A 26,249-nucleotide genomic window follows, 5' to 3' on the forward strand; every position below is an offset into this window, starting at 1 on the left:
TACTAAAAAGTGACGAATAATTAGTCGGAATATTTTATTACTATTTTTCACATGCAACTCCATCGCCATCACGATCAAGATGTGAGTCATAACCTGGTTGTCCTTTATATAGAGGAGCTTTCCCGGCAGCTCTAACTGCGGCACAATTTTTGTAATATGCACTACTAGTATTTCCTGAAGCAGGTTGTGTTTGAGCTTGCTGTGCTTTTTGCTCTTCTTGTTGCTTACGAGCTTGTTCATCAGCCTGACGTTTTTGCTCTTCTTGTTGCTTACGAGCTTGCTCATCAGCTAAGCGTTTTTGCTCTTCTTGTTGCTTACGAGCTTGCTCATCAGCTAAGCGTTTTTGCTCTTCTTGTTGTTTACGAGCTTGCTCATCAGCTAGGCGTTTTTGCTCTTCTTGTTGTTTACGAGCTTGTTCATCGGCTAGACGTTTTTGCTCTTCTTGTTGTTTACGGGCTTGTTCATCAGCCTGACGTTTTTCATCCTCTTGCTTACGAGCTTGTTCATCGGCTAGACGCTTCTCATCTTCTTGCTTTTGAGTTTTTTCGTCCGCCTCTTTTTTCTTTTCGCTATCTTTCTGTTCTTCATTGTTAGAAGCAACTTTTGTACTAGTTGCTGTCGTTTTTTCAGAAGAAGGATCTGAAATACCTGATAGCGCAACAAAAATGACAAATAATACGGCTGTAATAATAAATTGTTTTTTCGCTACACCTGTTTTCTTAATAACAGATAAGATTGCTAGAACAAGGAAGAATATAAATAGAATGAAACTTAAAGTAGAAAAAAACTCGACGACGGGGTGTTCCGATTTTGTTGTACCGGCCGTTATTAATATAATAGAAATCATAAAAAGAATAACGGTAGGACGTCCATATTGTTTTGCTTTTCCATTTTTCTTAAAGAATGAAATAATACATAAGATTAAAAGAATAAAAGCAATAAAAAATAAAGCTGCACCAATATTACTTAAAATCGTCATTTTCATACCTCCATTTGTAAGATTCTTCTTATTGATTATATAGGAACTTATTGGATATTACACGTTTTATATAAATTTAGAAAGTTAATATTTTTACTAGACTTATAAACATTTATTTTATATATAGGGAAAAATAGATATATATCCTATTACGTTTTGAAAGAGATTTCATAAATTATAGTATATCGATTGAAAGGAGGAGATTTGAATGGAATTTCAATTGTTGGTAACTTGTATATTACAAGAAGGTAATGCTTACTTTTTAGTAACGAAGGTAGACGATGTTATTACGTTAAAAGTACCGATTACTGCGGGAGTAGCAGGTTTATTTTTAGCTTTAGGTGTACCAAGATGTTCTTAATTTAAATCTCTATAGTAGAAGGGGAAGGGACATGCCTTCCTTTTCTACTATTACATAATATAATTATGTAAACTTAAATATCATATTTGTGATAGCACGTTTGAAATGGACATGCATATACTATAATGTTTCATTGGATGTTAGCGGTGAAAGGTAGTTTTAATAAGTACATCCAGTGATGTTTTTAAGTTATGAAAATAAAAGAGGTGCTATTATATATGAAAAGAAAAACATTGGATATTCCAGTTACATTGCGAAGAGAGTGGTTTTTAATAGAGTTAGCTCATTTAACGAAAAAATATGGAATTGAAATTGCAACTAGCAAAATGGAAGCTGCACCGTTTTTAAGAGATCAAGTTACGGAGTCAAAGATAGGGGAAGGGCTACAATATGATAAATATGATGATGAATATATAATTGAAAATTAAAGGGTAACAACAAAATTAAATTAATTTATAACAAAGTATAAAATAAAGCAGATTCTAAATATAGAATCTGCTTTATTATGAAGTACTTGTAGTCAACTAACCTCTTTCTAGTGTTTTTCCTACATATTTCTCTTGCGTTATTCCAAAAGATTCACGAAGAATGCGAGCATAATCTTTAGATTCTATTGGTCGTTTATTTTTAGTGCCTTTAAAGGTTTCTGTATAATTTTTATTTGTTAATGATATGTGACCATAAGTAGTTAATTTACAAGTGATAGCCCCTTTATTAAAAGGAGATTCTTTATGCTCTACAATCACTTTTTGAATGTTATTCACTTTTTTCTCATCTATTGGATCTACAGTGAAAGCATAGCCTATTTTCCATTCATTTGAAGGTTCAGATTGTAAGAAACTTGTAGATTCTCCGTTAGCTCCTTTTCTCATTTCTAAAATATGCGTACCTTTTCGAGTATTTTGCTTACGAATTCGATATTCTCCTGTTTGAGAGGAGATGACTTCTCCGTTAAAAGGGACTGGATGTAAAGGGAGATGAGATGCAAAACCTGCATCCACAACATAATCTTTACCCTCATGACTTAATATGATAATGACATGACCATCATCGGGTTTCCATTTATTATCGTACAGATCATAAACAGTACCGGCTACTTTGTATACTTGAAACCCACAATCAATTAAAAAATAATACAATAAGGAGTTTAATTCATAACAAAGTCCACCTCGTTTTTGAATAAGTAACTTTTCTATTAAGTTATCTTTTGAGATATTTTTAATAGTACCAGCCATAATATCAAGATTTTCATAGGGGAGAATCATTCCCATTTTTAAGAGAATTTCATCTAAATCATCAAATGTTATTTCTTTTGCAGGAATTTTTAAGCGTTTAAAAAACTCCTTTTGTAAATTGGTCATCATAAAGTATTCTCCTTTCTTTTTACAGAATTTTCTTCTGCTCACCGATAGGTTAGTACTTCTAAAAAGTTAATTCAAGTGCGCGGAAATTATCATAATATATGTTTCTGGAAATGTGATTTTCTATTCTGAAATTTCAGTTTAATTTTTAATCGTAGGAAAGTCTTATAATATAAGCTCCTTTAAAATTAGTTTGTATTTAATGAAAAGAAAGTACATATCTTTATTATATTTTTAAATAACTAACTAGTAATAAAATGTTTTTTCACTAAAATTTTTTCAAGATTTGTATGCTTTATATAAACAATATTGATTTAAAAAATATCTGGATGTAGCTAAGTTAACAATTATTGAGAAACTTTTTTGTCGTATTCTATCAAAAGGAAGAGGTAGAAACAAAGAGAATAACGAGAGTTAAGGAAGAGGGTATACAACTAGTAACCTTCTAAAAATAGGGCTAACATCTTTTTAAAATAAAAGATTAGCTATTATTAAGGAAGGGAAAATATAAAATATTATAAAGAACACCTTCTTTCAAAAAAATAGGGGGAGTAATATGCGACTGATGAGAAGATGCGTGGCCTTACTAATTGTATTTTTTATCATGGCTCCAACGATTAGCACAAATGTACAGGCAGAAGTTGTAAAAGAGCTTGGAAAGGGGTTTCCTGATACAGAAGTATTCACACCTGGAGAATGGTTTTTAGGCCAAAAACCTGCTAATTATGATGAGAATAAACCGCCAATTCTCTTTGTACAAGGAAGAAATGGTAATGCTGATAGTTGGTATGGAAAGACAGTATATCATGATATAAATGATATGTATGATTATGCTTTAAAAGCAGGCTATCAAACAGTGTTTATACAATTGTATGATGCAGCGGGGAAAGGTTCGGCTAGTCAGTGGGATAACGGAAAATTGTTGGCACAAAAACTTGAAGAAATATATAATCATTTCGGTAAGAAAGTTAATATTGTAGCGCATAGTAAAGGTGGAATTGATACACAAGCTGCATTAGTTGAATATGGTGCGAATCGATTTGTTGGAAATGTTATTACACTTGCTACACCGCATCACGGCTCAAATTTAGCAGATTTGTCATATAGTTGGTGGGCAGGGTGGCTTGCTTCTATATTAGGTCAAAAAGATGATGGTACGTACTCGTTACAAATAGGTGAAATGGCAAAGTTTCGTTCAATAATAGATAACAACCCAGCAGCTAAATTAAACCGTTACTATACGGCTACTGGAACTAGCTGGGGGCCAACATTTTCTGCATTATCTATGGGTGGGTTATATTTATCATCGTACGGTTCAAATGATGGACTAGTAAATGAATGGAGTGCCAAGCTATCGTACGGTACACATTTATTTACAGATTCCAGATTTGATCATGACAATATAAGAAAAGGATCAGCTGTTTTTGCACGAATTGAACCATATTTACGTACGACAAATGTGGGATTACCAGCTTTAGTAGCATCCAGCACTAGTTCAAATGAAAATCTAGAACAATTAAATACAACTTCAAATCAAAATATTTTAGGAGGCGAATTACCACAAAATCAGTGGATAGAGCAAAGTATTTCTGTTGATAAAAAGGCTGGAGGAATAGTTTCTGTACTAACTGCTTCTTCTGATGTTGAAGTACAAATGGTATCTCCAAAAGGAAAAATCTATGCAAATAAAGATAGCGCTATAACTACTAGTGAAGGCGAATCTTTCTTTAATGGGGCGACAATTAGAACATTTAAGTTTGATAAATTGGAAGTAGGCGAATGGAAAATCAAAATGATGGCGAAGCAGTCGAAAGATGCATATTTAGTTGTAAGCGATTACAAGGATGGCGCGCCATTTGTTCTTCAAATGCCTACAAAAGTTAAAGTAAATAAACCTGAGTATAAACTGAAAAAATCACCTGTAGCACCTGAAATGAAAGGGGATCTTTCCATAACAGTAAGAGTCGTTAATAAAGAAGGTAAGTTAGTCTCTGAATTTAATGAATTACAAAATGTTAATACGAATACATTTACAGGTGCTTTGAAAGATATAAAACAACCGGGAGTATATAACGTTACGATGGATATAAAAGGGATGAATAAAGAAGGAAAATCATATAATCGTACGATTGTTAAGTCGGTTTATGTAGAGAAATAAGGAAGAATAAATAAGTATAATAAAAAAGTGCAGAAATCTTGTGTTAGAAAGAATTCTGCACTTTTTTTGCGTGATGAAAGATAATAAAAGTCGAAGAAAACTGTTATTCAATAAAAAAAGATGCTGAAATAGCATCTGAATGTAAAGAAATAATATTAACTTAGTTTTGTAACTGTTAATTCAACTGAATTTATACCATTGTCACAAGTTACAATACTTTGACGATTAAAACCACTATTATTTCTAAGTTGAAGAGTTGAATTAGCAGGCACTGTAACAATCGTTTCGCCAACGAGTTGAAGACATTCGTTATTTGATGAAGTATTCATTTGAATAGCGAAGTCACCTTGACTATTAGCAAGTGGATTGTTATTTAAAAATATAGTTATGACTGGGATATGTGGAAATACAGGATTTAAAGTAGTATTAATACTGGAAATGAACGAAACTCTATAATCACCAAATTGTCTAAAGTGTATAGTAGTAGGATTTAGTAAGGAAACGCCTCCTGCTAAAGGTCCAACGTGATTAAATGGAAAAGGATCGCCAAAAGGAACAGTTATAAATTCAGTTTGCCAAAAAGTTCCGTATGCAGGACAGCTGCGTTTATGTGAATGGTCACATGAACATTTTTTATACGAGTTTGAAGAATGATAGTATGAACCCAATATATTACCTCCTATTCTTAATAAATTTAAACCACATAGTAGTTTATGAAGGTGAATCACAATTGGCGTGTATGCTTGTACTATAAAAGGAGATAGATGTGGAATATAAAGTGGTCAAATGATGAAATGTAGTATTTGGGTATTACCTGTAACACCTTTTGAAGATGATAAGGTTCATAATTTGATAGAAAAATAAATGGAATTTCTAAATAGATTGAAGTAACGAGGAAACGTTTATCCCGCTATTTTCCGAGCAGTAAGACTCCCATCTCAAAATTCAGCGAAAGCAAAGAAGTTAGGTGGGGATGAACAAAACCCCCACTCATTAAAGTTTCACTTTACTATATTAATTTCGTCTGACAAACAGCAATATTATCTTTCGCTGTATGGATGTTATCATTTGGTGAAGTTATGACATTTAACTGTATGTATATTAGGTTATTCAGTTTATTTTTTTATTTGCGTAGCTGAGCAGGAAGGAGTCAGAAAATATAGAATAATGTACATATGAAGCATCGTTTGTTTTTGGTGTGAATAGTAATTAAAGATACGCTAAAATATTTAAAATTGTAACGAAAGAGAGATTAAATAATAGAGGGAGCAACTTACATGGAAAATATATTAAAGGTATCTTCAAAATCAAGCCCAAATTCAGTCGCGGGTGCAATAGCGGGTGTACTAAGAACAAGTGGTAATGTGGAAATTCAAGCGATTGGGGCTGGAGCTATAAATCAAGCGATTAAAGCAATTGCGATTGCAAGAGGGTTCGTCGCTCCAAGTGGTATTGACTTAGCCTTCGTACCAGCATTTCAAGAGATTTCTATCAATAATGAAGAAAGAACAGCGATTAAATTAATTGTAGGTCCTAGAAAGAAAAGGTCTTAGTAGAAGAGAGTGTTACTATAAGGGGAAAAGACCAATAGACTTCCCATGTTAGATACGTTATTTTATGTAACCAATCCTTGGGTGTGGACATGGCATTATGCCGGACGCATGTCTGTTAAGTTTTCCTTAAACTTAGCGAGTGTTCTAGATACTTAAAAATGCCAAATCCTTTGTGACATAAGGGATTTGGCATTTTTGATGTTTTAAAAATAAACACCCTTAAAACTGCTCATTCTTTTCCAAAGATTCAACGATATAGACTTATAAACCTTGTCATATCAGGTTTATAGGATCTGTTTTTTATTAATGCTCAAATTTAGTTCACATTAGAATTTTGCGACCTGTTGCCGCATGTTTTGTATGATATGACTATATTTATCTAAAGCCATTTGAATAGAAGAGCGTCCTAAGCGTCCCTGAATAATTTTAGAATACTCACCAGCTTGGAGCATAAGTATTACATGTGTGTGCTTTAAGTCGTGAATAAGAAATAGTGGAACACTAGCTTTTTTTTATAGTGATCTTCAAAAAACGATGAGGAGCAACTAGATGTAAGGGGAATGGATATGAATATTGTAAAGCTTGAAATACAAGAGCAATTTGAACAGTTACAAAAAGTGATGTTGTAATTGTGAAATGGAAAAAAAGCGTAAGGCAGTACAAGGAATTAGGAGAAATCACACATCATAATTCTTACACAATTAATCGTATAAATGAATTGATTTTAAATGTACCTAGAAATGATTACTTTTCCATCAATAACTATTTAATAGGAGAATCGTGGGCAGAAGAAGTTTATGTAGTGAATCCATAAAAAGAGCAGCTATCAAAAGCTAATTGCTCCAACCAGTAATATTATTCCAAAGAGTCCTTGCTTAAAAAGGACTCTTATTATTTTTAAATCTTACAGTTTATTTAATAACAGTTGCAGTTCTTCTTTACTCAGCCAGGGCTTCTTCCTATGCAGCACCCTATGACAATTAGCACATACCATTATAATATCCTCTACTTTGGTTACAGAGCCCTCTTTAAGCTCTGATACAGGTACAGTGTGATGACCTTCAATGAAATCTTTTTCTAATTCCCCGTATGCCTTATAAAAATCAAAACCACAAACTTCACAGAAAAGCTTCCCACCATCTTAAACATAGCTATTATTGTGATGGAAATTTAAATTTCGTCTTTTGAAAGTATCAATAATTTGTATTATTTTTATAGGGTTATATACTTTTCTTTTGCTCTGCTGTATAGCAGAGCTCTTTTTTTTGTCGTACAAAAGCCACCTATATATGTGAAGTGCACCCCAATTGTTAGGCTGTGTCTAACAATTGGGGTGCACTTCAGTCCTGTCGGGCGGCTTCTTTTAATTTATATTCACCAATTCATCAAACTTAAACTTAGTATTCAAACCAAAAGCATCTGTACAATATATAGTTTTCGTCATCGGTTCAATATGTAATACATTTATGTACATGTCTTGCACCATTCCATCACGATAGTATGAGATATGTATTTCTTCTTCCTCGTGAAAAGATTGCATTAACGCTCTTTCTATTCGTTCCATAGTATCTTGTGTTAAAAAAGGTTTAGGTACTTTATATTGTTCCTCAAACATTCTATGTATTTCCTCGTATTGCTCCGGTATTGAAGCAAACGGATTCCATTTCATCATACCTCTTCCACGTACTACAGGAAAGCCGTTATATTCCATGATGTAATACCTCACTTTTGTTTTTTTAACTCCACTACAAACAAACGTGTGTTCTTTTTTGGATTTGAAAAGGGACCATTTTGTTAACATGAATATTCAAAAATGATTTTTTCAAGTTAGAATATTCAAAAACTTATTTATGCAAACAAGCATGTCATGATAACATTTAACAAAAGGGGGTAGAAGTAGATGAGTGTTGACATTATTTCTAAAGAAGAAATCACAAAATTATTAAACGACTGGTATCAAGCTATGATTTCACAACGTGTATTACAGTCTCAGAAAATAAAAGAAGATATTGCAAATAAAATCAATAATATTAAGGAAGACCAAACAATATTAGTCTACTACGCTTTATTGAATGCACGGTATAAACTGCTAATTCGGGATATGGATAGTACAAAAGATATTCTGGACAAAATCGAGCCTTTACCAGAGTCTACAGAAACATTTTTAGAGTACTATCATCATTTATTTAAAGCAATTTACGCTATTAATAAAGCAAATCATAGTGAAGCAAGAATGCAATTTGAAAAAGCTGAAACGTTTTTAGAGTACATGCATGATGAAATTGAAAAAGCTGAATTTAATTATTGGCTTGCAGTCCATTACTATCACGTATTAAAACCGATCCTAGCAGTTCAATTTGCTACAAAAGCGAATGAAGTATTTTCAATTAGTCCAGGGTATGAATTAAAAACTGCAGCATGCTTAAATACTTTAGGAATGGCACACATTCGACTAAATGAATTCGAAAGTGCAGAGGAATATTTACTTTCAGCACTAGGTACCTTCCAAAAATCTAATGATGAACTTCTTATTAAACGAGTTAAGCATAATTTAGGACTTTTATACGCAAGTCAAAACATGCCAGAGTTAGCAATTAAACACTTAGAGGATTCATTAGAAAATAACGCTAAAACTATGTTTCTTTTAGCAAGAGAACATTTTAAGTTAGGTTATAGTCATATCGCTAATGAATATATTGAGAATGGCTATAAGATTAGCGACTTATGTTATCGTCATCATTTCCGAATTTTAAAAGCAGTACATAACTATGTACCGCAAGAAGAATTAGAAAATGTGGTTATAGAAGGTATTTCGTATTTTGAAAAAGAAGAATTATATGATTGGGTAAAAGAATATGCTTCTCTTTTAGGTGAAATATTCTATGGTTCAGAAAATCATAGAAAAGCAAGCAAGTATTTGCACATCGCTTTAGATGCAGACAAAAAGAGCATAGAAAGAAGGGCGCTAAAATGAAAAAAGCAATCTTATTAATGATGATGTTATCCGCTGTTTTTACTTTTGGTCTTACTAATGCAAAAGACATACCACAAAACGAAGCAATTGAAGTGTTTATGGATCATGGAGAACATATTTAAAACCTAAGGAAGAGGGCGCTTATAGTGTCCTCTTTTTAATATCTATTATTTATATGATGAGGTTGCAGGTACGTCTTTTGGTTATTGTTTGATAAACGTAAGATGTTTCTAAAAATGTGTATACAAAGGTGTATTTTTGTACTGTATATGTTCACGTACTATATAAAAAAGTATGAAAATCTATAAAAATAATTATTTCAATAAAATTTGTTTTAGATATTGAAAAGTGCCAAAACCCTTGTGGTATAAGGGGTTTGGCACTTTTGTGTTTTTTATATTTTATCAAATAAACAACCCTAAAACTGCTCATTCTTCTCCCAAGATTCAACGATATAATGTGCAATCGTCGGATTGAAGCCTTTACCAACTAAAAACATAATCGCAGCAACTTCTGTTAATGCGTGTTCGTGTGATGTATGTTTTGCTTCATTTAAACCGTAATCTACCCATGGTTTTACGAAATCTAGTACAGGTTTCTTGAAAGGTAAAAATTGTGTACCGACAACTTGTTGAATTTGTTGTTGTGTTGGTTCAGTAATTGGTCCAGGTGGTAAGATTTGTGGTTGTGTAATGTCTAGTGTTGGTCCGGGCGGTAAAATTTGTGGCTGAGTTGGATCTATTGTTGGTGGTTTAGGTGGTGAGACACGTGCGTCGTAGTTTGGTTGATACATTTGTTGTTGATATTGCGGTTGTTGTGGTTGAGTTGTGTATGGGTTTTGTGGTGCTGCATATGGATTTTGTTGATATTGTTGTTCTTGGTTTTGTGGTATTACATATGGATTTTGAGGATATCGCTGTTCTTGATTTTGTGGTGCTGCATATGGATTTTGAGGATATTCATAATTTGGACGTGTGTCATATGGATTTTGTTGAAATTCAGTTTCTTGGTTTTGCGTTGTTGCATATGGGTTTTCGTCATATTGTTGCTCTTGCTGTTGTAACTCTTGTTCTTCGTATTGTTCTGTGTATCTCTGTTCTTGTTGTTGAGGATACAATGGTTGCCTTGGATAAGGCGGTTGATTATTATAGAACATGTTTATTCCTCCTTCATGATGATGCCTACCACCTAGTGTATGGGCGGACAAGAAAATATGTGATGAAAAAATGCGGGCGTGTTACAATAAGTAACTGGGTGAAGATAAAATGACAAAACAAGAAAAAATTCAAAAAACAATTACTTTTGTAAAACATATTTTAGAAAAAGATGCGAGTGGGCATGATTGGTATCATATTGAACGTGTACATAAAATGGCGATTTCTTTATCTGAGCAAGAAGGTGGAAATCGTTTTATAATTGAAATGGCAGCATTACTTCACGATGTGGCAGATGAAAAGCTAAATGAAAGTGAAGAAGCAGGAATGAAAAAAGTTTCTGATTGGTTAGAAGAGCTACGTGTTGAAGAAGAGGAAAGTAAACATATTCTTCATATCATCGCCAATATGTCTTATAAAGGTGGCCATGGCGGCACAGTAGAGTCACTTGAAGGGAAAATTGTTCAAGATGCGGATCGTTTAGATGCTCTTGGTGCAATAGGAATTGCTCGTACATTTGCATATGGCGGGGCGAAAGGGAGATTAATGTATGACCCAACTATTCCACCGCGTGAAGAAATGACGAAAGAAGAGTATAGAAAAAATAATGATCCATCTTTAAATCATTTTTATGAAAAACTTTTGAAATTAAAAGATTTAATGAATACGAATGCAGCAAAACAAGAGGCTGAAATTCGTCATCTTTATATGGAACAGTTTATTGAACAATTTATGAAAGAGTGGAATGCACAAATATGAAAATGTTAACTGTGGAGAACTTATCAAAATCATATGGAGAAAAGCCGTTATTTGATGGATTATCATGTAGTATTACAGAAGGACAACGTGTCGGAATTATTGGTGTAAACGGAACAGGTAAATCGACATTATTAAAAATTATTGCGGGATTAGAAACTCCTGATACAGGTGATATGACGCATTCACGAGGGTATACAATTAGTTATTTATCACAGCAACCAGAGTTTGATGAAAAACTGACAGTATTAGAGCAAGTGTTCCATGGCGATACACCTTTAATTCGTCTTCTTCGTGATTATGAAAAAGCACTATTAAATATTGAAAAAGATCCAAGTAATGAAAAAGTACAGGAACAATTATTTGCAGTGCAGCAACGTATGGATGCAATGAGTGCATGGGAAGCAAATGCAAATGCGAAATCTCTTTTAACGAAATTAGGAATTACGGACTTCACTGCAATTGTTGGGAATTTATCTGGTGGACAGAAAAAACGTATCGCAATGGCACAATGTTTTATTGAAACACCGGATTTATTAATTTTAGACGAGCCTACGAACCATCTTGACCACGAGACAGTTGAATGGTTAGAAGAATATTTAGCGAGATATACAGGTTCGGTATTACTTGTAACCCATGATCGTTATTTCTTAGATCGTGTGACGAATCGTATTTTTGAATTAGATAATGGTAAACTATATAGCTACGAAGGAAACTATAGTACATTTTTAGAAGCGAAAGCACTTCGTGAAGAGCAAGAATTGGCACAAGAATCGAAACGCCAAAATTTATATCGTCGTGAACTTGCTTGGATTCGTCGTGGTGCAAAAGCCCGTTCTACGAAACAAAAGGCGCGTATTCAGCGTTTTGATGAGCTAAAGGCACAAGAAGGACCAGCTGCAAAACAGTCAGTTGATATTGCACTAAGCGGAAGTCGTCTAGGAAAGAAAGTACTTGAGTTAAAAGATGTAACGAAAAAATTTGGCGATAAGACGGTATTACATAATTTTAATCATATTGTGAAACCGGGTGATCGTATCGGAATTATTGGGGCGAATGGAAGTGGAAAATCTTCCCTATTAAATATGCTTGCAGGTAAGTTATCTCCTGATAGTGGTGAAGTGGAAGTAGGACAAACTGTAAAAGTTGCTTATTATACGCAAGAAAATGAAGAGATGAATTTAAATCAGCGTATGATTGAATACATTAAAGAGATTGCAGAAGTTATTCATGCGACAGATGGAAAAGTAATTGGTGCATCTCAAATGTTAGAACGTTTCTTATTCCCGACGCATTCACATGGTACACCACTTGGTAAACTATCTGGTGGTGAAAGAAGACGTTTATATTTATTACGTATTTTAATGGGAGAACCAAACGTACTTTTACTTGATGAACCTACGAACGATCTAGATACACAAACATTAACAGTACTAGAAGATTATTTAGAAGATTTCCCAGGTGTCGTTTTAACTGTATCGCATGACCGTTACTTCTTAGATAAAGTAGTAGATGAACTGTTCATCTTTACTGGCGGAGGCGAAGTGCGTGAGTTTCTAGGTAGTTATACAGATTATTTAGAAATGGAAAAGACGAGAGAACTTATGGAGAAAGCGGAAGTTCAAAAAGAGAAAAAAGTTGTAGAAGAAGCTCCAAAACAACAACGTAAACGTAAACTTTCATACAATGAACAGCGTGAATGGGAAACGATTGAAGATACAATTGCCGAACTTGAAGAGAAAATTGAGTCAATTGGAGAAGAACTTGCGAAAGTTGGATCTGACTTCACAAAGGCACAAGAATTATCTGAAGCACAGCAGAAAACAGAAGAAGAGCTAGAAAAAAAGATGGAAAGATGGAGTGAACTATCAGACATCGTTGAAGGATTAAAATAAAAACAAGCTGCATATATTGAAAAGTAAAGAGAAAAACTTTACACTATTGGTAGAACCTATTTTAGGAGGGAAAAAATGAGAACATCTAATCCAATGTTGAAAAAAGAGGCATTCCGTAAAGAGGGAGCAAGTGCTTCTGCGATGACGATTGGCGGAACAGTAGGCAAAACGTTCATTATGCTTATCTTGCTACTTGCAACGTCTGTCTATTCATACATACAGATGATGCAGGGGACGATGAAGATGCCAGTATTAATTGGTGCTTTAATCGTTGCGGCAATCATCGCATTTGCGTCTATGTTCTTCCCGCGTATTTCACCTTTTGGTGCACCAATCTATGCAGCGGTAGAAGGGGTTGTGTTAGGAAGTATTTCAGCAGTTTATACAATGAAATTTGGCGATTCTATCGTTTTAAATGCTGTATTACTAACAATCTCAATTCTATTTGCAATGTTAGTGTTATATGCAACACGCGTAGTAAAAGTAACGGATAAATTCCGTACAGGCGTGATGGCAGCAACACTTGGAATTATGGTTATGTATTTAGTCGTATTTCTACTAAATATGTTTGGTGTAACTGTTCCATACATTCACCAAGGTGGTACAATCGGTATTATTATTAGTGCAGTTGTTATTGTAGTTGCTGCATTAAATTTATTACTAGATTTCGATTTAATCGAAAATGGTGTACGTAGTCAAGCTCCGAAATATATGGAGTGGTATACTGCGATGGGACTAATGCTTACATTAGTTTGGTTATACTTAGAAATTCTTCGTTTCGTTTCTTACTTTACGAAAAATGACTAATAAAAAAAACCTGCATGAAAAATGCAGGTTTTTTTATTTTCAAAGATATATTGAACGTATGGTATAATATGGATGTTATCAACTTGAATGGAAGGAGATGGAATATGATGAAAGAGAAGAAGGGGATTATGAAAAAACTATTTTCTAAAAGTTTTTTCATAGAACTAGATGAAGCTTTAACGTATCCATCATCTGAAGTTATTACTTCAGCGATTGAAGGATATGCAACTGAATGCAATGAAAGACTAAAATTTGAGAGTAAAGTTAAACCGATTACTTTTTACTTAGAAAATGTAATGTACCGTGCTGAAATAAAGATGGCTCGCGGAGGATATTACATATCTTGTACTGAAGTGTAATAAATTTTGAAACCATACATGTTTGAACTATGTATGGTTTCTTTTTTTGTTTTGTAAGGTCTAAAATAATACTTTTTACTTACGGATATATCATTTTGTGCTTTTTACTATTCAAATACTTCTCCTTACAATGAAGAAAAATATGTGAGGTGGTATAACTTATGATGAATCGAGTTGTATTAATCGGTAGATTGACAAAGGAGCCAGAATTATACTACACAAAACAAGGCGTTGCTTATGCAAGAATATGTATTGCGGTGAATAGAGGATTTCGAAATAGTTTAGGTGAACAACAAGTCGATTTTATTAATTGTGTCGTTTGGCGCAAATCGGCTGAGAATGTAACTGAATATTGTAAGAAGGGGTCGCTCGTTGGGATTACAGGGCGTATTCAGACTAGTAATTACGATGATGAACAAGGCAAGAGAATATATAGAACTGAAGTTGTGATTGAGAGTATTACCTTTTTGGAGAGAAGGCGGGAGGGGGCATCGTAATAAAAGGTAATTTGAAGTAATAGCTTCGGAAAAAAATTGTGGAAAGTATTTTAATATACTTAAAGAGGGGATACCCCAGCTTTTTTGAAAAAACAAGTAAAGAGTATACAAAGTTTTATAACGTTTTTTGGCTAATCCAGTAACAAACGAGAACCGTAAAACCCATCACAGGATAGGAATGTATAAAAAGATGAATCGAGTGATAGAAAATAAAAAAAGGATTCCTTCTGAGAGTAAGGAATCCTCCTTTTTGTTGCTACCGATAACGAAAATTATGTAAATAAGCTATCCATATGGATAGCTTAATATATTTTTTTGCTTAGCGTGTTTTTTTTTTTTTTAATACTGGTGGTACCTCAAGAAATGGATAAAAAATAAAAATCATCGGAAACGAAAGCTTTTAAAATCCCGTTCCTAATTTAAAATGTAAAAAGAATGAAATAGTATGGTAGCGGGAAGAAAGTAGTAAAATTAAGCATCCGAGTAGGAGTATAGAGTGATAACATGTTACAATACAGCTAAGAACATGCAATAAAGGAGAGTTTTTTACGTGAAGATTAAAGCAATTGAACCGACGCCAAGTCCAAATACAATGAAAGTTATTTTGAATGAAGTATTACCATCAGGAGCGCGTAATAATTATACAAATGAAAATAAAGAACAAGCACCAATGCAAGTGCAAGAAATTTTGAAAATTGAAGGCATTAAAGGTGTATATCATGTAGCCGACTTTTTAGCAGTGGAGCGAAATGCGAAGTATGACTGGAAAGTTTTATTACAACAAGTTCGTGCTGTTTTCGGCGAAGAAGTATTGGAAGAAAGTGAAGAACAACAACTTGCTCATTTTGGAGAAGTGAAAGTGTTTGTTCAAATGTTCTTTACAATTCCAATGCAAGTAAAGTTAACAGATGGAACGACGGAAGAACGTGTTGGCTTACCAGATCGTTTCAAAGAATCAATTATGAAAGTACAAATGTCTGCACCAAACGTTGTAAAAGAGCGTAAATGGGTAGAACAAAGTACACGTTACGGTAATTTTGAAGAAATTGGGAAAGAAGTAGTGGAAGAGATTGTTGCTGCTTATTCAGAAGAACGTGTAAATGAAACGGTTAAAGAATTATTAAATCAAGCAGGTGCTGTTGAAGTAACGATTCAAAAGCGTGAGCCATATAAAGTAACAGAAGAGATGATGAAAGATTCTGACTGGAAAAACCGTTTTGCAGCATTAGAACAAATGGATCCTACTGAAGAAGATATTCCAGTGTTGAAGATGGCGTTAGATGATGAAAAAGTTTCAATACGCCGCTTAGCAACAGCGTATTTAGGTATGGTAAAAGGTGATGAAGTATTACCGTTATTATATAAAGCGTTGTTAGATCGCTCTGTAAGTGTTCGCCGTACTGCAGGAGATTGTTTATCAGATGTAGGTGATCCGGCAGCGATGTTCGTTATGATTAAATCTCTGAAAGATCCAAGTAAATTAGTACGCTGGCGTGCAGCGATGTTCTTATTTGAACTTGGAGATGAAAGTGCGATTCCAGCATTAAAAGCAGCGCAAGATGATCCAGAGTTTGAAGTAGCCATGCAAGCACGTCTAGCATTAGAGCGTATTGAAGGCGGAGAAGAAGCAAAAGGTTCTGTATGGAAACAAATGACGGAGTCTCGTAAAGGGGAATAATGTATGATTGTTTTCTATGATAGTTGGTGTCCGATGTGTACGGCCGTTGCAGAACGTACGAAAAAATTAGATAAAAAGGGTAAGATGAAATTTGTTTCATTTCGAAATGAAGATGTAGTTGAGAAGTATGAACTTTCTCAAGAACTACAAAGTAAGATGGAACAAAGATTGTATATTTTAAAAAATAATAAGTGGTATGACGGTATTCAGAGCATACATGTATTAGCAAAGGCCGTTCCATCTTATTGGTTTGCTGTTCCTTTTATAAAGCTATCTATCGTACTTGGTTTTGGAAGTAAAGTATACGATTATATCGCTAATAATAGAAAACTTGTTCCAGTGGGGCATTGCCGCGGTGGGGTTTGTGAAATCCCTACAAAAAAATGAAATCATCGTTATCTTTCTTTTGCACCTATTAATAGAGCGTGATATGATGAATTTGGAATGAAAGTTGAAGGAGAGATTACAAGATGTCAAATGCTTATGAAGAATACATGCGCCAAATGGTAATCCCAATGCGCCAAGAGTTAGTGCGTTCTGGGTTTGAAGAGTTAACTACAGAAGAAGCTGTAACAGAATTTATGGAAAATACATCAGGTACAACTTTAGTAGTTGTAAACTCTGTTTGTGGTTGTGCAGCTGGTTTAGCACGTCCATCAGCAGGTCAAGCGGTTGTTCGTGCTGAAAAACAACCTGATCATCTTGTAACTGTATTCGCAGGTCAAGATAAAGATGCTACTGCAAAAATGCGTGAATACTTCGGAGAAATTCCTCCATCTTCACCATCTATGGCATTATTAAAAGGAAAAGAAGTTGTTCACTTCATTCACCGTCATGAAATTGAAGGTGCAACTATGGACGAAATTATTACGAACTTAGAACAAGCTTTCGAAAAGAATTGCTAAAGAAGGGGGAGAGTAAATCTCCCTCTTTTCTTTATATAGAGGTGAAACAATGATCGTAACCACAGCAGGAAGAACGAACAAAGAAATGACAGATTATGCAAACGAGGTAGCAGCAGAATTAAATGCTTCTTTCGTTAAACGTAATGACATACCAGTACATAAGCTACATGAGCAGTATGAACAAGATGTGCTTGTCGTAGGGAAGAACCGATTAGCTATTTATCCAAAAGGTACGGAAGAATCGTTTTTCTTTCATCCGAACTCAGCGATGTTTCGTGTGAAAAGGTTAATGCGTGGAGAACACGATCCGTTTGTACAAGCCATGCAATTAGAGAGAGGAATGACAGTGTTAGATTGTACGCTCGGGATGGCATCAGATAGTATTGTAGCTAGTTATGTTGTTGGGGAAAGCGGAAAAGTAACAGGACTTGAAGGCAATGAGTATATGGCTTATATTATGGAAAATGGTTTGAAAACATGGTCTTCATCCGTTTCTGAAATTGATGAAGCAATGCAAAGAATCCAAGTAAAGCAAACGGAGCATTTTTCATTTTTAGCGCAATGTGAAGACAATAGTTACGATGTCGTTTACCTTGATCCGATGTTTGAAGAAACTGTCATAGAATCCGATGGAATTAAAGGATTAAAACACTTCGCTTTGTATCATGATATTACTGACGAAACAATTGCGGAGGCAAAACGAGTGGCGAGAAAACGTGTCGTTTTAAAAGATCATTTTCGTAGTTCTAGATTTGAAAAACACAATTTTTATGTATACAAAAGAAAAAGTGCTAAGTTTCACTTTGGTGTAATTGACCCTTGCTAATTGTTTGAAAAGATGTATAATAAGCAATAATTAATTAAATATACTGTCTGTGATGAAGAGAGTAGTCTTTTTTAGAAGGAAAGCGAGCTAGGGATGGTGTGAGCCTAGTACGGAAGAAAAAGATGAAGCGCACTTCGGAGATGCTTCTTGAACGAATAGTAGAGAAAGCCGAGGCCCCCTGTCCTCGTTATAAACGGGAAAGTGGTTCGTAACGAACAACAAGGGTGGTACCACGGGTTAAAACTCGTCTCTTTTTTAGAGACGAGTTTTTTGTGTTTTAAAAAATAAGGAGGTTGTATCATGGATTATAAAATGCAGTTTGCGGAAAGTTTATCTAATATTTTCACGAATGAATTAACGCAAAAACAAATTTTAGATTTAATTGAAACACCGAAACAAGATGAATTTGGAGATGCAGCGTTCCCATGCTTTTCATTAGCGAAGCAATATAAAAAAGCACCAGCTCTTATCGCAAAGGAAGTTGCTGAGAAATTCAATGATCCGTTTTTTACGAAAGTAGAAGCCGTTGGTCCTTATGTAAATGTATTTTTCAATCGTGAAACTGTAAGTGATGCAGTATTAAAAACAGTTTTAGCGGAGAAAGAAGAGTTCGGTCAAAACCACTTTGGCTGTGAAAAAACAGTAGTAATTGATTATTCCTCTCCTAATATCGCGAAACCTTTTTCGATGGGGCATTTACGTTCTACAATGATAGGAAATTCGCTGAAACATATCGCTGAAAAATGTGGCTATGAAGTTGTAGGGATTAATTATATAGGAGATTGGGGAACACAGTTTGGAAAGTTAATTACGGCTTATAAAAAATGGGGAAATGAAGCAGTAGTTAAAGAAGATCCAATACGTGAGCTATTTAAGTTATATGTCCAATTCCATGAAGAGGTAAAAGACGACGAAGAACTAGAAGAAGAAGGACGTGCTTGGTTTAAGAAACTAGAAGAAGGTGATGAAGAAGCGGTAGAACTTTGGAATTGGTTCCGTCATGAGTCCCTTAAAGAATTTTCTCGCATTTATGAACTTCTCGGCGTAGAATTTACTAATTTTCAGGGAGAAGCATTTTATAATAATTTAATGGAAGATTTTATTGGGATTTTAGAAGAACATGAGTTGCTTGAAGAATCAGAAGGTGCATTAGTCGTTAATTTAGAAGAAGAAGGAATGCCGCCTTGCTTAATTAGAAAATCAGATGGTGCGACGATTTATGCAACGCGTGACTTAACGGCAGCTTTATATCGTCAAAACACTTATGGGTTTGATAAAGCGCTATATGTTGTTGGTCCAGAACAAAGTTTACATTTCAATCAATTTTTCACCGTATTAAAAAAACTTGGCTATACTTGGGTTGATGGTATGGAACACGTACCGTTTGGCTTCATTTTAAAAGATGGTAAGAAAATGTCGACACGTAAAGGAAGAGTTATTTTACTTGAAGAAGTACTCGAAGAAGCAATCGAACTTGCAAAACAAAATATTGAAGAGAAAAATCCAAACTTAAAACAGAAAGAAGAAGTAGCAAAGCAAGTCGGTGTTAGTGCAGTCATCTTCCACGATTTAAAAAATGAGCGTATGCATAATATCGAATTCTCATTAGAAAATATGCTGAAATTTGAAGGAGAAACAGGCCCTTACGTACAGTACACACATGCACGTGCTTGTTCTATTTTAAGAAAAGAAAGTGTAGAATTTGAAACATGTACATTTGCTTTAAAAGACGATCATAGCTGGAGTGTCGTAAAATTACTTAATAAATTCCCTCAAGTAATTGAAGCGGCTTTCAATAAAAATGAGCCATCGATTATTTCGAAATATATATTAGATGTAGCACAATCATTCAATAAATATTACGGTAATGTTCGTATATTAGAAGAGAGCAAAGAAAAAGACAGCAGACTCGCATTGGTTTATGCTGTGACGGTTGTATTAAAAGAAGGATTACGTTTACTTGGGGTGGAGGCACCTGAGGAGATGTAACATAGTAGTAAACTGACAAACTGGGTCTAGTATAAACCTGGTTTGTTTTTTTATTGGATATATATTTTTTTTGCAAAATCAATTAAAATCTTTTTAGAGAGGGGGATTCATATTGATTCGAACTTTTATTTTACAAATTCCTTGTCATAGAAGATTAGATAGGAGTTTTTTTAAACTACAAAAGTACATACCTTTATGTGCGCGTTGTACAGGCATGCTTATTGGTATTTTAATGTTTCCAATTTATTTTTATATGACACCTTCATTTCTTTTGGCAATCATACTATCATTTTTCGCTCAAATTCCGTTACTTATCGATGGGTTCACTCAAAAGTGGAAATGGAGAAGTAGCTCAAATTTGCTAAGAATAACTACTGGTGTATTAAGCGGTAATGGTATGGGATTATTCATTTCCTCTAGTGTTATATGGATATTATCTTAAGATATATAGTAATGGAGGTATTTACATAGATGTTCTGGATTTACTTAATTCTAATTTTTATTTCAGGCGGAAGTGGAATTGGTTTTATGACTCAAAATAAGTATACAGAAGCAATAATAGCTTTTGTTATTTGTATACTATTGTTTGGGCTACTGTATTATTATCTTAAAAGAAACAAAAGAAAGAGAAAAGCAGATTGTGACGATTTAGACTGTACGGATTGTTTTGATTGTGATTGTACTTGTTAAATTTTTCTTCCAAATAAAAAGCTAATGTATTATTAAAAATACACTAGCTTTTTTGCTTTGAAATTTTAAGAAAAGTGTAGGAATACGGCTATTATATAGAGAACTTTAGTTTTGTATATAATAGGAGGTGGAAAAATAATCTGTTTTGAACCACATTGGATTTCTAATATGGCTTCTTATTTACTCGATGGGGAGAAACAATCGGAATTTATTCAGCTAGGTGTTTTGCAGAAATTATTTGAAAGTGATACGCAAAGAAATGGTAAAGATGGCAATATAGGCATGAAAATACCGATATATTTAAGTGGATTAGGTGTGAAAAATATTGAATGTAGAGTAAGCGACAAAGTGAACTTTTTAGATTCAAATATGCATCACAATGATAAAAACGATTTGTATCAATCATTAAAAGAAGAGGGGATTGCAGGTAATCCGGGTGATGAGCAACAATTTGTAGAACGTTTAATAGCCAGAGGATTAACATATGATAATGCGCTAGCTCAATATGAAGCTGAACTACGATTTTTTAAAATATTTCATGTGTATTCTTCTTTTGTATACGCTCCCAATATGAAAATTACATTTGGTGACATAGTTTGTAAAAAGGTATGATGTATAAGGATTGTCGTTTAATGTCGATAAATCGATATTCGACATATAATCGCTGATAAATGTTAAGAATCGGTCGATATAATTTGAAAATCGCCGATAAAATGAAAGAATCGCTGATATATTTGAATTATCGCCGATATAATTTTATGTACTAATTTCAGCTTCTACAAGATAAAAACCGCATGTTACGTTATTCCATATAATTAAACAAAATACGGAGAAAAACAATCGTTTTTACTATATTTTGTTATAAATTTGAATAATATTAATTAATACCATCCATTTTAAGAGATTTTAGTTGAATACATACTATATGGTGTGTAAAATCTAAGCAAGTAGCAGTTTAAATATAAATTCGAGGTGAATGCATGCTAGATTTTAAGCAATTAGAAACTTGTTTAAAAGACAAGAGATTTGTAGATGGATTACAGGAAATAAATAATGAAATTGCATATATAAAAGAAACGAATACTTTATCCTATGTGAAGAATTGGCTTGCCAATATTCCTTCGCATAAGGAGTTCGATATATTAATTCGCCTTACTGATGAAGGGCTTATGCACCAATACAGTTCATTCCTCATTCGTTACGCTTATAAAAAATTCCCAAATATGAGAACGCTCTCTTTATATTGTGATGAGTTAATTGATGAGCGGAAAATTCTTGAAGCAGAGCAGCTGTTAAAAGAAACTTTAGAAGAGAGTAATAAAGAAGAAATAGATGCAGATTTTTTAGCGAAAACATATTTTACGTTAGTACGATGTCTTTTAGAAATGAAACGAAACGAAGAAGCGTTAATGTATATGCAAAAAGCAGAGGAGTACAGTGCACGCGCAGTGTTTGATAAATGGGGCTACGTTTATATGCATACAGGTAAATGGGAGAAAGCGGAAGAACAATTTATTGCTGGCATGCAGCATGAAGATTGTGAAGAGTTATCTACCTATTTATTATCACAATTGTATGCGAATAAAGGAGAACAAAAACGCGCGATACAGTTAATTGATGATGCAATTGTAAAATTCCCACAAGTACCATATTTTCATTTTGAGAAGATAAAGTATTTATTAGATTTAGAGCAATATGAAGAGATGTTAGCGGTAATAGATAACATAAATACTCAGCTGCCATATCATGCCTATAATACTTACTTTGTACATTTACGTGCAGAAGCACTGTACAAAATGAATAAATTTGCAGATTTACAAAAACTATTAAAAGAAGAAAAGAGTTTAAAAGAATCTTTATATCATAATTTAGAAAAAAATCCGGATGGAAAAAAGGTTCACTTGCCGATAGTTCCTATTGTACAAAAGGATAATTATTGTGTTCCGACAAGTTTAGAGATGATGTTGCGTATATGGGGAGAGAAACGTACACAAGATGAAATAGCAGAGTTTATTTTTGATATGACAGGTTCGAAGTTTTCAGATACTGTTTCTTATTTAGAAGAATTAGGTTATGAATATCGTTATTTTAAAGGGAATGAAGAGAATTATAAGAGACTGATTGACGAAGGAATTCCTGTTTTATTAAGTATAGATATTGAGCATGCTTCACACGTACAAGTTCTATCTGGATATGATGATACATTGCAAGCTTTCTATGTTCAAGATCCAAACTTTATAGAACCAGTTCTTGTGGAATATAGTAAATTACAAGAAAAATATCGTTATACAGGCTGTTTAGCGATCACGTTTGTTCCGAAAGAAAAGAAGGAGCAACTAGCGTTTCTAAGTGAAGAAGAAAATCGTTATTTTAAATCTATTTTTTCTCTTACGGATCATTTAGATGAACATGACAAAGAGGGAATTAGTAACTTAGTACAATTTTTAAAAGAAACGAGTGATAATCCAAATACGTGGTTATATACGATAAAGCACTTAGATGTTGAAGTAGATAAAGAATTTATTTTATATTGTATCGATAAGTTAATGGAAAAGTTTCCGAACTCGGACTTTGTTAAATTGCATGGTGCACAGTGTTTTATTCGTCTTCAAGAAGTAGAGAAAGCGGAGCAAATGCTGACAAGCGTTGAGAAGAAAAATAATCGTGCTTTATATCATTTAATAAACGGAAGATATGCTTTTGAGCAGGAAAGTTATCTAGAAGCGATTTCAAGCTTTCGTTCATCGTTACAATTAGACGCAGATCAGCCTATTGCTTGGAGTTTTCTCGCTTTATCCTATATGTATATTGATCAATCTGAAAAAGCATTGCAATACTCTCAAGTTGCGTTAGAGCGTAGTCCGGAAAGGTTCACTTTAACAAATCACGGTTTAATATTAATAGATTTAGAAAGATATGAAGAAGCATATGAAATCTTTAATGACTTGTTAAAAGAGTACAAATATGAAGCGCATGTATGGTATGAACGAGCGAGATGTGCACATCAACTAGGGAAATTATATTTAGCAATAAAAGGGCTTAAATTAGCGATTCATTTGGATAGTAATGCACCTTACATTTATACGAAACTCTCGGAAATATACGAATCTGATTTGAAGGATGAAGAAAGTGCGAAAGAAATTTTATTAAACGGTATTGAGAATTGTGATGATAAAGCACCTCTTTACGTAAAATTAGGTGATTATCATTTTCAAAATGATAGCTTGGAAGAAGCAGAAGTATTGTATAAGCGTGCTTTAGAAGAAAATGATGAGGATGTTTATTCTCACTTCGGACTTACACAAGTTTATATGGCAAGAGAACAATATAAGGAAGCAAAAGAATATATTCTTGGTCTTGAGAAGCAAATTGAAAAGAGCCAAGATTTCCTCATGAATGCAGGAATGGTTTTATGGGATGCTGAAATTGAACTTGGTGGAAATGAAGAAGGGTTTAAAGTAGCACTATCTAAGTTAGAAAATGGTATAAAGAAAAGTGATTATAATGTAGCAAGTGCGTTAGATGAATATGTGAATCGAATTAAAGGAACGGAATTTGTACAACGAGGTATAGCGTTTTTAAGAACGTTACACAAAGAAAGAAATGAAGTAAGTGAGTACGGTTGTTATGCAGGTATTTTATATGAATCTATTGGACAGTACGGCCAAGCGATGAAAAGATATAATAAGGCGATAGAACAAATGGAAACGGCATTACCGTATTACCGAATTGGTGAAACACTTATGGCATTAGGGCAATTGACGGAAGCAAAACAAGCGTATGAAACATGTTTAGAGCTTGATGGGAATTTCGTAGGTGTACATTTACAGCTTGCGGAAATATACGAAAAAGAAGAAAACCGTTCTAAAGAACAAAGTCATATGGTTCAGGCGATGAAAGAAGAGCCGTTGCATATTAATATGGAATATTTAGCACAGCTTTCAGTAGATATGAATCTTCAGGAAGAATTGCTGACTGAACTAGAACAATTAGCGGACGAAGTACCTGAAATATGGCGTTTAGATGCGATTGCATATGTGTACGGCGCGATGAATGAAATAGATAAAGAACAAGCACAGGTTGAATACGCACTACAATTAGATGGTGAGCATATAGAAGTTCTATATCATTATGCAAAAGTATTAGTGAAAAAAAGAAATGTAAAAGCAATTGAAGTTGCAATGAAAGTAATACAAAAAGATTTTGATAATGAACGTATATTTGATGTTTATGTAAAAGCAGTAGAGCAACATAAAAAATTGTCTAACATACGAGATTTTCTTCATACGTTAAAGGTGAAAAAAGCAGAAAGGAGTACAGCATTCATGTATGCTGCAGCTGCGGTTACGGAAATATGGATTGAACGCCAGCTGCATGAACAGCCAAAACGATCTATCATTACGAGAGCTTTTTATCGTATGAAAAATCGTGCGAAAGAAATTTCAATGGTTACTATGATAATTGATTTATATGAAATCTCTTTAAAGTTAAATCCGAAAAATAGTATGGCAGCACAGCGATTTGCGCTATTTTATGAGAATGTAGAGATGAATAAAGAAGCAATAGAGATTCTGCACACGTCACTAGAAAATAAATGGGATTATGACGTAGCGAAGCAACTTGTAAATCTTTTCGTTGAGTGCGAGGAAGAAGATGTGTTAAGAGATGCTTTGGAATTAACGAAACAAATGGTTCGAGAACTACCAGATGATTATGATACTCTTCTTCTGCAAGCACAAGTATTCTTTAAAGCAGGGGAAGAAAGAAAAGCAGAAAAGATTATCTTACAATTAACAGAGCAAACACCGTTTGTAAGTAGAGCATTTCTTTCTTTAGGAGAAATATATCAAAGTCAAGAAAGGTTTGAAGAGGCAATTCATATATTAGAAAATGCTTCTGTACATCATCCAAATGAAACAGCAATTCTTCTTTCTTTAGCATCTTCATATCATGGTGCCGGCCAAACGATAAAGGCAGAAAAAATAACAAATGAAGTATTAATAATTGACGCGAGTGATTTGTTAGCAAGATATGATCGAGCTTGTTATTTAGCACAGTTAAATAGAAATGAAGAGGCGAAGGAAGAGCTTGAATTTGTCCTTCGTGAGGATGAATCGGGATTCTTTGCTGAACTTATTGAGGATGATGAAAATTTAGCAGCATTGCGAGAATTTGAAAAGTAATTGTATAAGAATAGGGAAAAAAGATAAGGATATATTTTGAATTAGTTGACAATTAGTTGCTAAATGGCATAAAATAACTTTTAATAAAGTATACAAATCTGAAGACGAGAAAGAGTAAAATAGT

The 26,249-nt window shown here is 33.8% G+C and carries 25 protein-coding genes, 3 pseudogenes and 2 other annotated features (1 of these 30 cut by a window edge); of the genes and pseudogenes, 21 read left to right on the forward strand and 7 right to left on the reverse strand.

Features of this window, described 5'->3' with window-relative positions; all coding sequences use genetic code 11:
- Window positions 1-40: 40 nt before the first annotated feature.
- Window positions 41-979, reverse strand: coding sequence for an excalibur calcium-binding domain-containing protein (locus tag MR112_RS04500; protein WP_226368557.1), 939 nt, complete (start codon window positions 977-979; stop codon window positions 41-43).
- Window positions 980-1,187: 208 nt separating this feature from the next.
- On the opposite strand from MR112_RS04500, the gene exsG reads away from it, so the two are divergent.
- Both exsG and MR112_RS04510 read left to right on the forward strand, forming a co-directional pair.
- Complete coding sequence (gene exsG / locus MR112_RS04505; RefSeq protein ID WP_000395679.1) at window positions 1,188-1,340, forward strand: exosporium protein ExsG; 153 nt, start codon at window positions 1,188-1,190, stop codon at window positions 1,338-1,340.
- A gap of 218 nt (window positions 1,341-1,558) precedes the next feature.
- The gene (locus tag MR112_RS04510; RefSeq protein ID WP_000824208.1) at window positions 1,559-1,768 is read left to right on the forward strand and encodes a hypothetical protein; all 210 of its coding nucleotides are present in this window, start codon (window positions 1,559-1,561) and stop codon (window positions 1,766-1,768) included.
- Between the two features lie 96 nt (window positions 1,769-1,864).
- On the opposite strand, the gene MR112_RS04515 is transcribed toward MR112_RS04510, so the two are convergent.
- Complete coding sequence (locus tag MR112_RS04515) at window positions 1,865-2,704, reverse strand: arylamine N-acetyltransferase family protein (protein WP_000988905.1); 840 nt, start codon at window positions 2,702-2,704, stop codon at window positions 1,865-1,867.
- A 553-nt stretch (window positions 2,705-3,257) separates the two neighbouring features.
- Between MR112_RS04515 and MR112_RS04520 the strand changes: the two genes are divergently transcribed.
- Window positions 3,258-4,859, forward strand: coding sequence for an esterase/lipase family protein (locus MR112_RS04520; protein WP_242244814.1), 1,602 nt, complete (start codon window positions 3,258-3,260; stop codon window positions 4,857-4,859).
- Between the two features lie 155 nt (window positions 4,860-5,014).
- On the opposite strand, the gene MR112_RS04525 is transcribed toward MR112_RS04520, so the two are convergent.
- On the reverse strand, window positions 5,015-5,527 hold the full coding sequence (locus tag MR112_RS04525; protein WP_000536148.1) for a hypothetical protein: 513 nt from the start codon (window positions 5,525-5,527) through the stop codon (window positions 5,015-5,017).
- A gap of 609 nt (window positions 5,528-6,136) precedes the next feature.
- Between MR112_RS04525 and MR112_RS04530 the strand changes: the two genes are divergently transcribed.
- Window positions 6,137-6,412: a stage V sporulation protein S gene (locus tag MR112_RS04530; protein WP_000427801.1), complete on the forward strand. Its 276-nt coding sequence runs from the start codon at window positions 6,137-6,139 to the stop codon at window positions 6,410-6,412.
- Between the two features lie 326 nt (window positions 6,413-6,738).
- On the opposite strand, the pseudogene MR112_RS04535 reads toward MR112_RS04530, so the two are convergent.
- Window positions 6,739-6,970, reverse strand: a pseudogene (locus MR112_RS04535) (site-specific integrase); the annotation flags it as partial.
- 73 nt (window positions 6,971-7,043) lie between these two features.
- On the opposite strand from MR112_RS04535, the gene MR112_RS04540 reads away from it, so the two are divergent.
- Entirely contained in the window at window positions 7,044-7,226 is a 183-nt protein-coding gene (locus MR112_RS04540; RefSeq protein WP_226368569.1) for a hypothetical protein, read from the forward strand.
- Window positions 7,227-7,316: 90 nt separating this feature from the next.
- Here the strand turns inward: MR112_RS04540 and MR112_RS04545 are convergent.
- Both MR112_RS04545 and MR112_RS04550 read right to left on the reverse strand, forming a co-directional pair.
- Window positions 7,317-7,550, reverse strand: a pseudogene (locus tag MR112_RS04545) (HNH endonuclease); the annotation flags it as partial.
- A 225-nt stretch (window positions 7,551-7,775) separates the two neighbouring features.
- A complete protein-coding gene (locus MR112_RS04550) occupies window positions 7,776-8,123 on the reverse strand; it encodes a YolD-like family protein (protein WP_075676935.1) in 348 nt (115 codons plus the stop codon).
- Window positions 8,124-8,312: 189 nt separating this feature from the next.
- On the opposite strand from MR112_RS04550, the gene MR112_RS04555 reads away from it, so the two are divergent.
- Both MR112_RS04555 and MR112_RS04560 read left to right on the forward strand, forming a co-directional pair.
- A complete protein-coding gene (locus MR112_RS04555) occupies window positions 8,313-9,386 on the forward strand; it encodes a response regulator aspartate phosphatase (RefSeq protein WP_000109855.1) in 1,074 nt (357 codons plus the stop codon).
- Complete coding sequence (locus MR112_RS04560; RefSeq protein ID WP_000709201.1) at window positions 9,383-9,508, forward strand: aspartate phosphatase; 126 nt, start codon at window positions 9,383-9,385, stop codon at window positions 9,506-9,508. Before MR112_RS04555 ends, MR112_RS04560 begins: the two co-directional genes overlap by 4 nt.
- Window positions 9,509-9,804: 296 nt before the next feature.
- On the opposite strand, the gene MR112_RS04565 is transcribed toward MR112_RS04560, so the two are convergent.
- Window positions 9,805-10,542 carry a hypothetical protein gene (locus tag MR112_RS04565; protein WP_000499731.1) on the reverse strand — a complete coding sequence of 246 codons (738 nt, stop codon included), beginning with the start codon at window positions 10,540-10,542 and terminating at the stop codon, window positions 9,805-9,807.
- Between the two features lie 109 nt (window positions 10,543-10,651).
- Here MR112_RS04565 and MR112_RS04570 point away from each other — a divergent pair, with 109 nt between their 5' ends.
- The 14 genes and pseudogenes from MR112_RS04570 to MR112_RS04635 all read left to right on the forward strand — a co-directional run bounded on the left by MR112_RS04570 (window position 10,652) and on the right by MR112_RS04635 (window position 26,125).
- Entirely contained in the window at window positions 10,652-11,299 is a 648-nt protein-coding gene (locus MR112_RS04570) for an HD domain-containing protein (protein WP_000165965.1), read from the forward strand.
- A complete protein-coding gene (locus MR112_RS04575) occupies window positions 11,296-13,191 on the forward strand; it encodes an ABC-F family ATP-binding cassette domain-containing protein (protein WP_242244815.1) in 1,896 nt (631 codons plus the stop codon). The genes MR112_RS04570 and MR112_RS04575 overlap by 4 nt, the downstream gene beginning before the upstream one ends.
- A 75-nt stretch (window positions 13,192-13,266) precedes the next feature.
- Entirely contained in the window at window positions 13,267-13,998 is a 732-nt protein-coding gene (locus tag MR112_RS04580) for a Bax inhibitor-1/YccA family protein (RefSeq protein WP_001260655.1), read from the forward strand.
- Window positions 13,999-14,102: 104 nt separating this feature from the next.
- Window positions 14,103-14,357, forward strand: coding sequence for a DUF4318 domain-containing protein (locus MR112_RS04585; protein ID WP_000975133.1), 255 nt, complete (start codon window positions 14,103-14,105; stop codon window positions 14,355-14,357).
- Between the two features lie 161 nt (window positions 14,358-14,518).
- Window positions 14,519-14,854: a single-stranded DNA-binding protein gene (locus MR112_RS04590; RefSeq protein WP_000982013.1), complete on the forward strand. Its 336-nt coding sequence runs from the start codon at window positions 14,519-14,521 to the stop codon at window positions 14,852-14,854.
- Between the two features lie 550 nt (window positions 14,855-15,404).
- Window positions 15,405-16,532, forward strand: coding sequence for a conserved virulence factor C family protein (locus MR112_RS04595; protein ID WP_000692564.1), 1,128 nt, complete (start codon window positions 15,405-15,407; stop codon window positions 16,530-16,532).
- A gap of 3 nt (window positions 16,533-16,535) precedes the next feature.
- Complete coding sequence (locus MR112_RS04600; RefSeq protein WP_060852175.1) at window positions 16,536-16,919, forward strand: thiol-disulfide oxidoreductase DCC family protein; 384 nt, start codon at window positions 16,536-16,538, stop codon at window positions 16,917-16,919.
- Window positions 16,920-17,002: 83 nt separating this feature from the next.
- Entirely contained in the window at window positions 17,003-17,437 is a 435-nt protein-coding gene (locus MR112_RS04605) for a BrxA/BrxB family bacilliredoxin (protein ID WP_000063706.1), read from the forward strand.
- Window positions 17,438-17,486: 49 nt separating this feature from the next.
- Window positions 17,487-18,263, forward strand: a complete 777-nt coding sequence (locus MR112_RS04610; protein ID WP_000637456.1) for a class I SAM-dependent methyltransferase — start codon at window positions 17,487-17,489, stop codon at window positions 18,261-18,263.
- A gap of 40 nt (window positions 18,264-18,303) precedes the next feature.
- Window positions 18,304-18,518: a binding site (T-box leader), on the forward strand.
- 45 nt (window positions 18,519-18,563) lie between these two features.
- On the forward strand, window positions 18,564-20,252 hold the full coding sequence (argS, locus tag MR112_RS04615; protein WP_226368552.1) for an arginine--tRNA ligase: 1,689 nt from the start codon (window positions 18,564-18,566) through the stop codon (window positions 20,250-20,252).
- Window positions 20,253-20,364: 112 nt separating this feature from the next.
- Window positions 20,365-20,694 (forward strand): DUF2085 domain-containing protein, encoded by a 330-nt coding sequence (locus tag MR112_RS04620; protein ID WP_000621475.1) that lies wholly within the window; start codon window positions 20,365-20,367, stop codon window positions 20,692-20,694.
- Window positions 20,695-20,723: 29 nt separating this feature from the next.
- Window positions 20,724-20,942 (forward strand): hypothetical protein, encoded by a 219-nt coding sequence (locus tag MR112_RS04625; RefSeq protein WP_000498604.1) that lies wholly within the window; start codon window positions 20,724-20,726, stop codon window positions 20,940-20,942.
- Window positions 20,943-21,068: 126 nt separating this feature from the next.
- Window positions 21,069-21,554: pseudogene (locus MR112_RS04630) on the forward strand (class I SAM-dependent methyltransferase); the annotation flags it as partial.
- A gap of 368 nt (window positions 21,555-21,922) precedes the next feature.
- Window positions 21,923-26,125, forward strand: coding sequence for a tetratricopeptide repeat protein (locus MR112_RS04635; RefSeq protein ID WP_242244816.1), 4,203 nt, complete (start codon window positions 21,923-21,925; stop codon window positions 26,123-26,125).
- A gap of 92 nt (window positions 26,126-26,217) precedes the next feature.
- Window positions 26,218-26,249 (forward strand) — a binding site (T-box leader); it runs 209 nt beyond the window's last position.

Origin of the sequence: Bacillus cereus group sp. BfR-BA-01330, from assembly GCF_022663885.1 — a bacterium.
In the GTDB taxonomy this organism is placed as follows: domain Bacteria; phylum Bacillota; class Bacilli; order Bacillales; family Bacillaceae_G; genus Bacillus_A; species Bacillus_A cereus.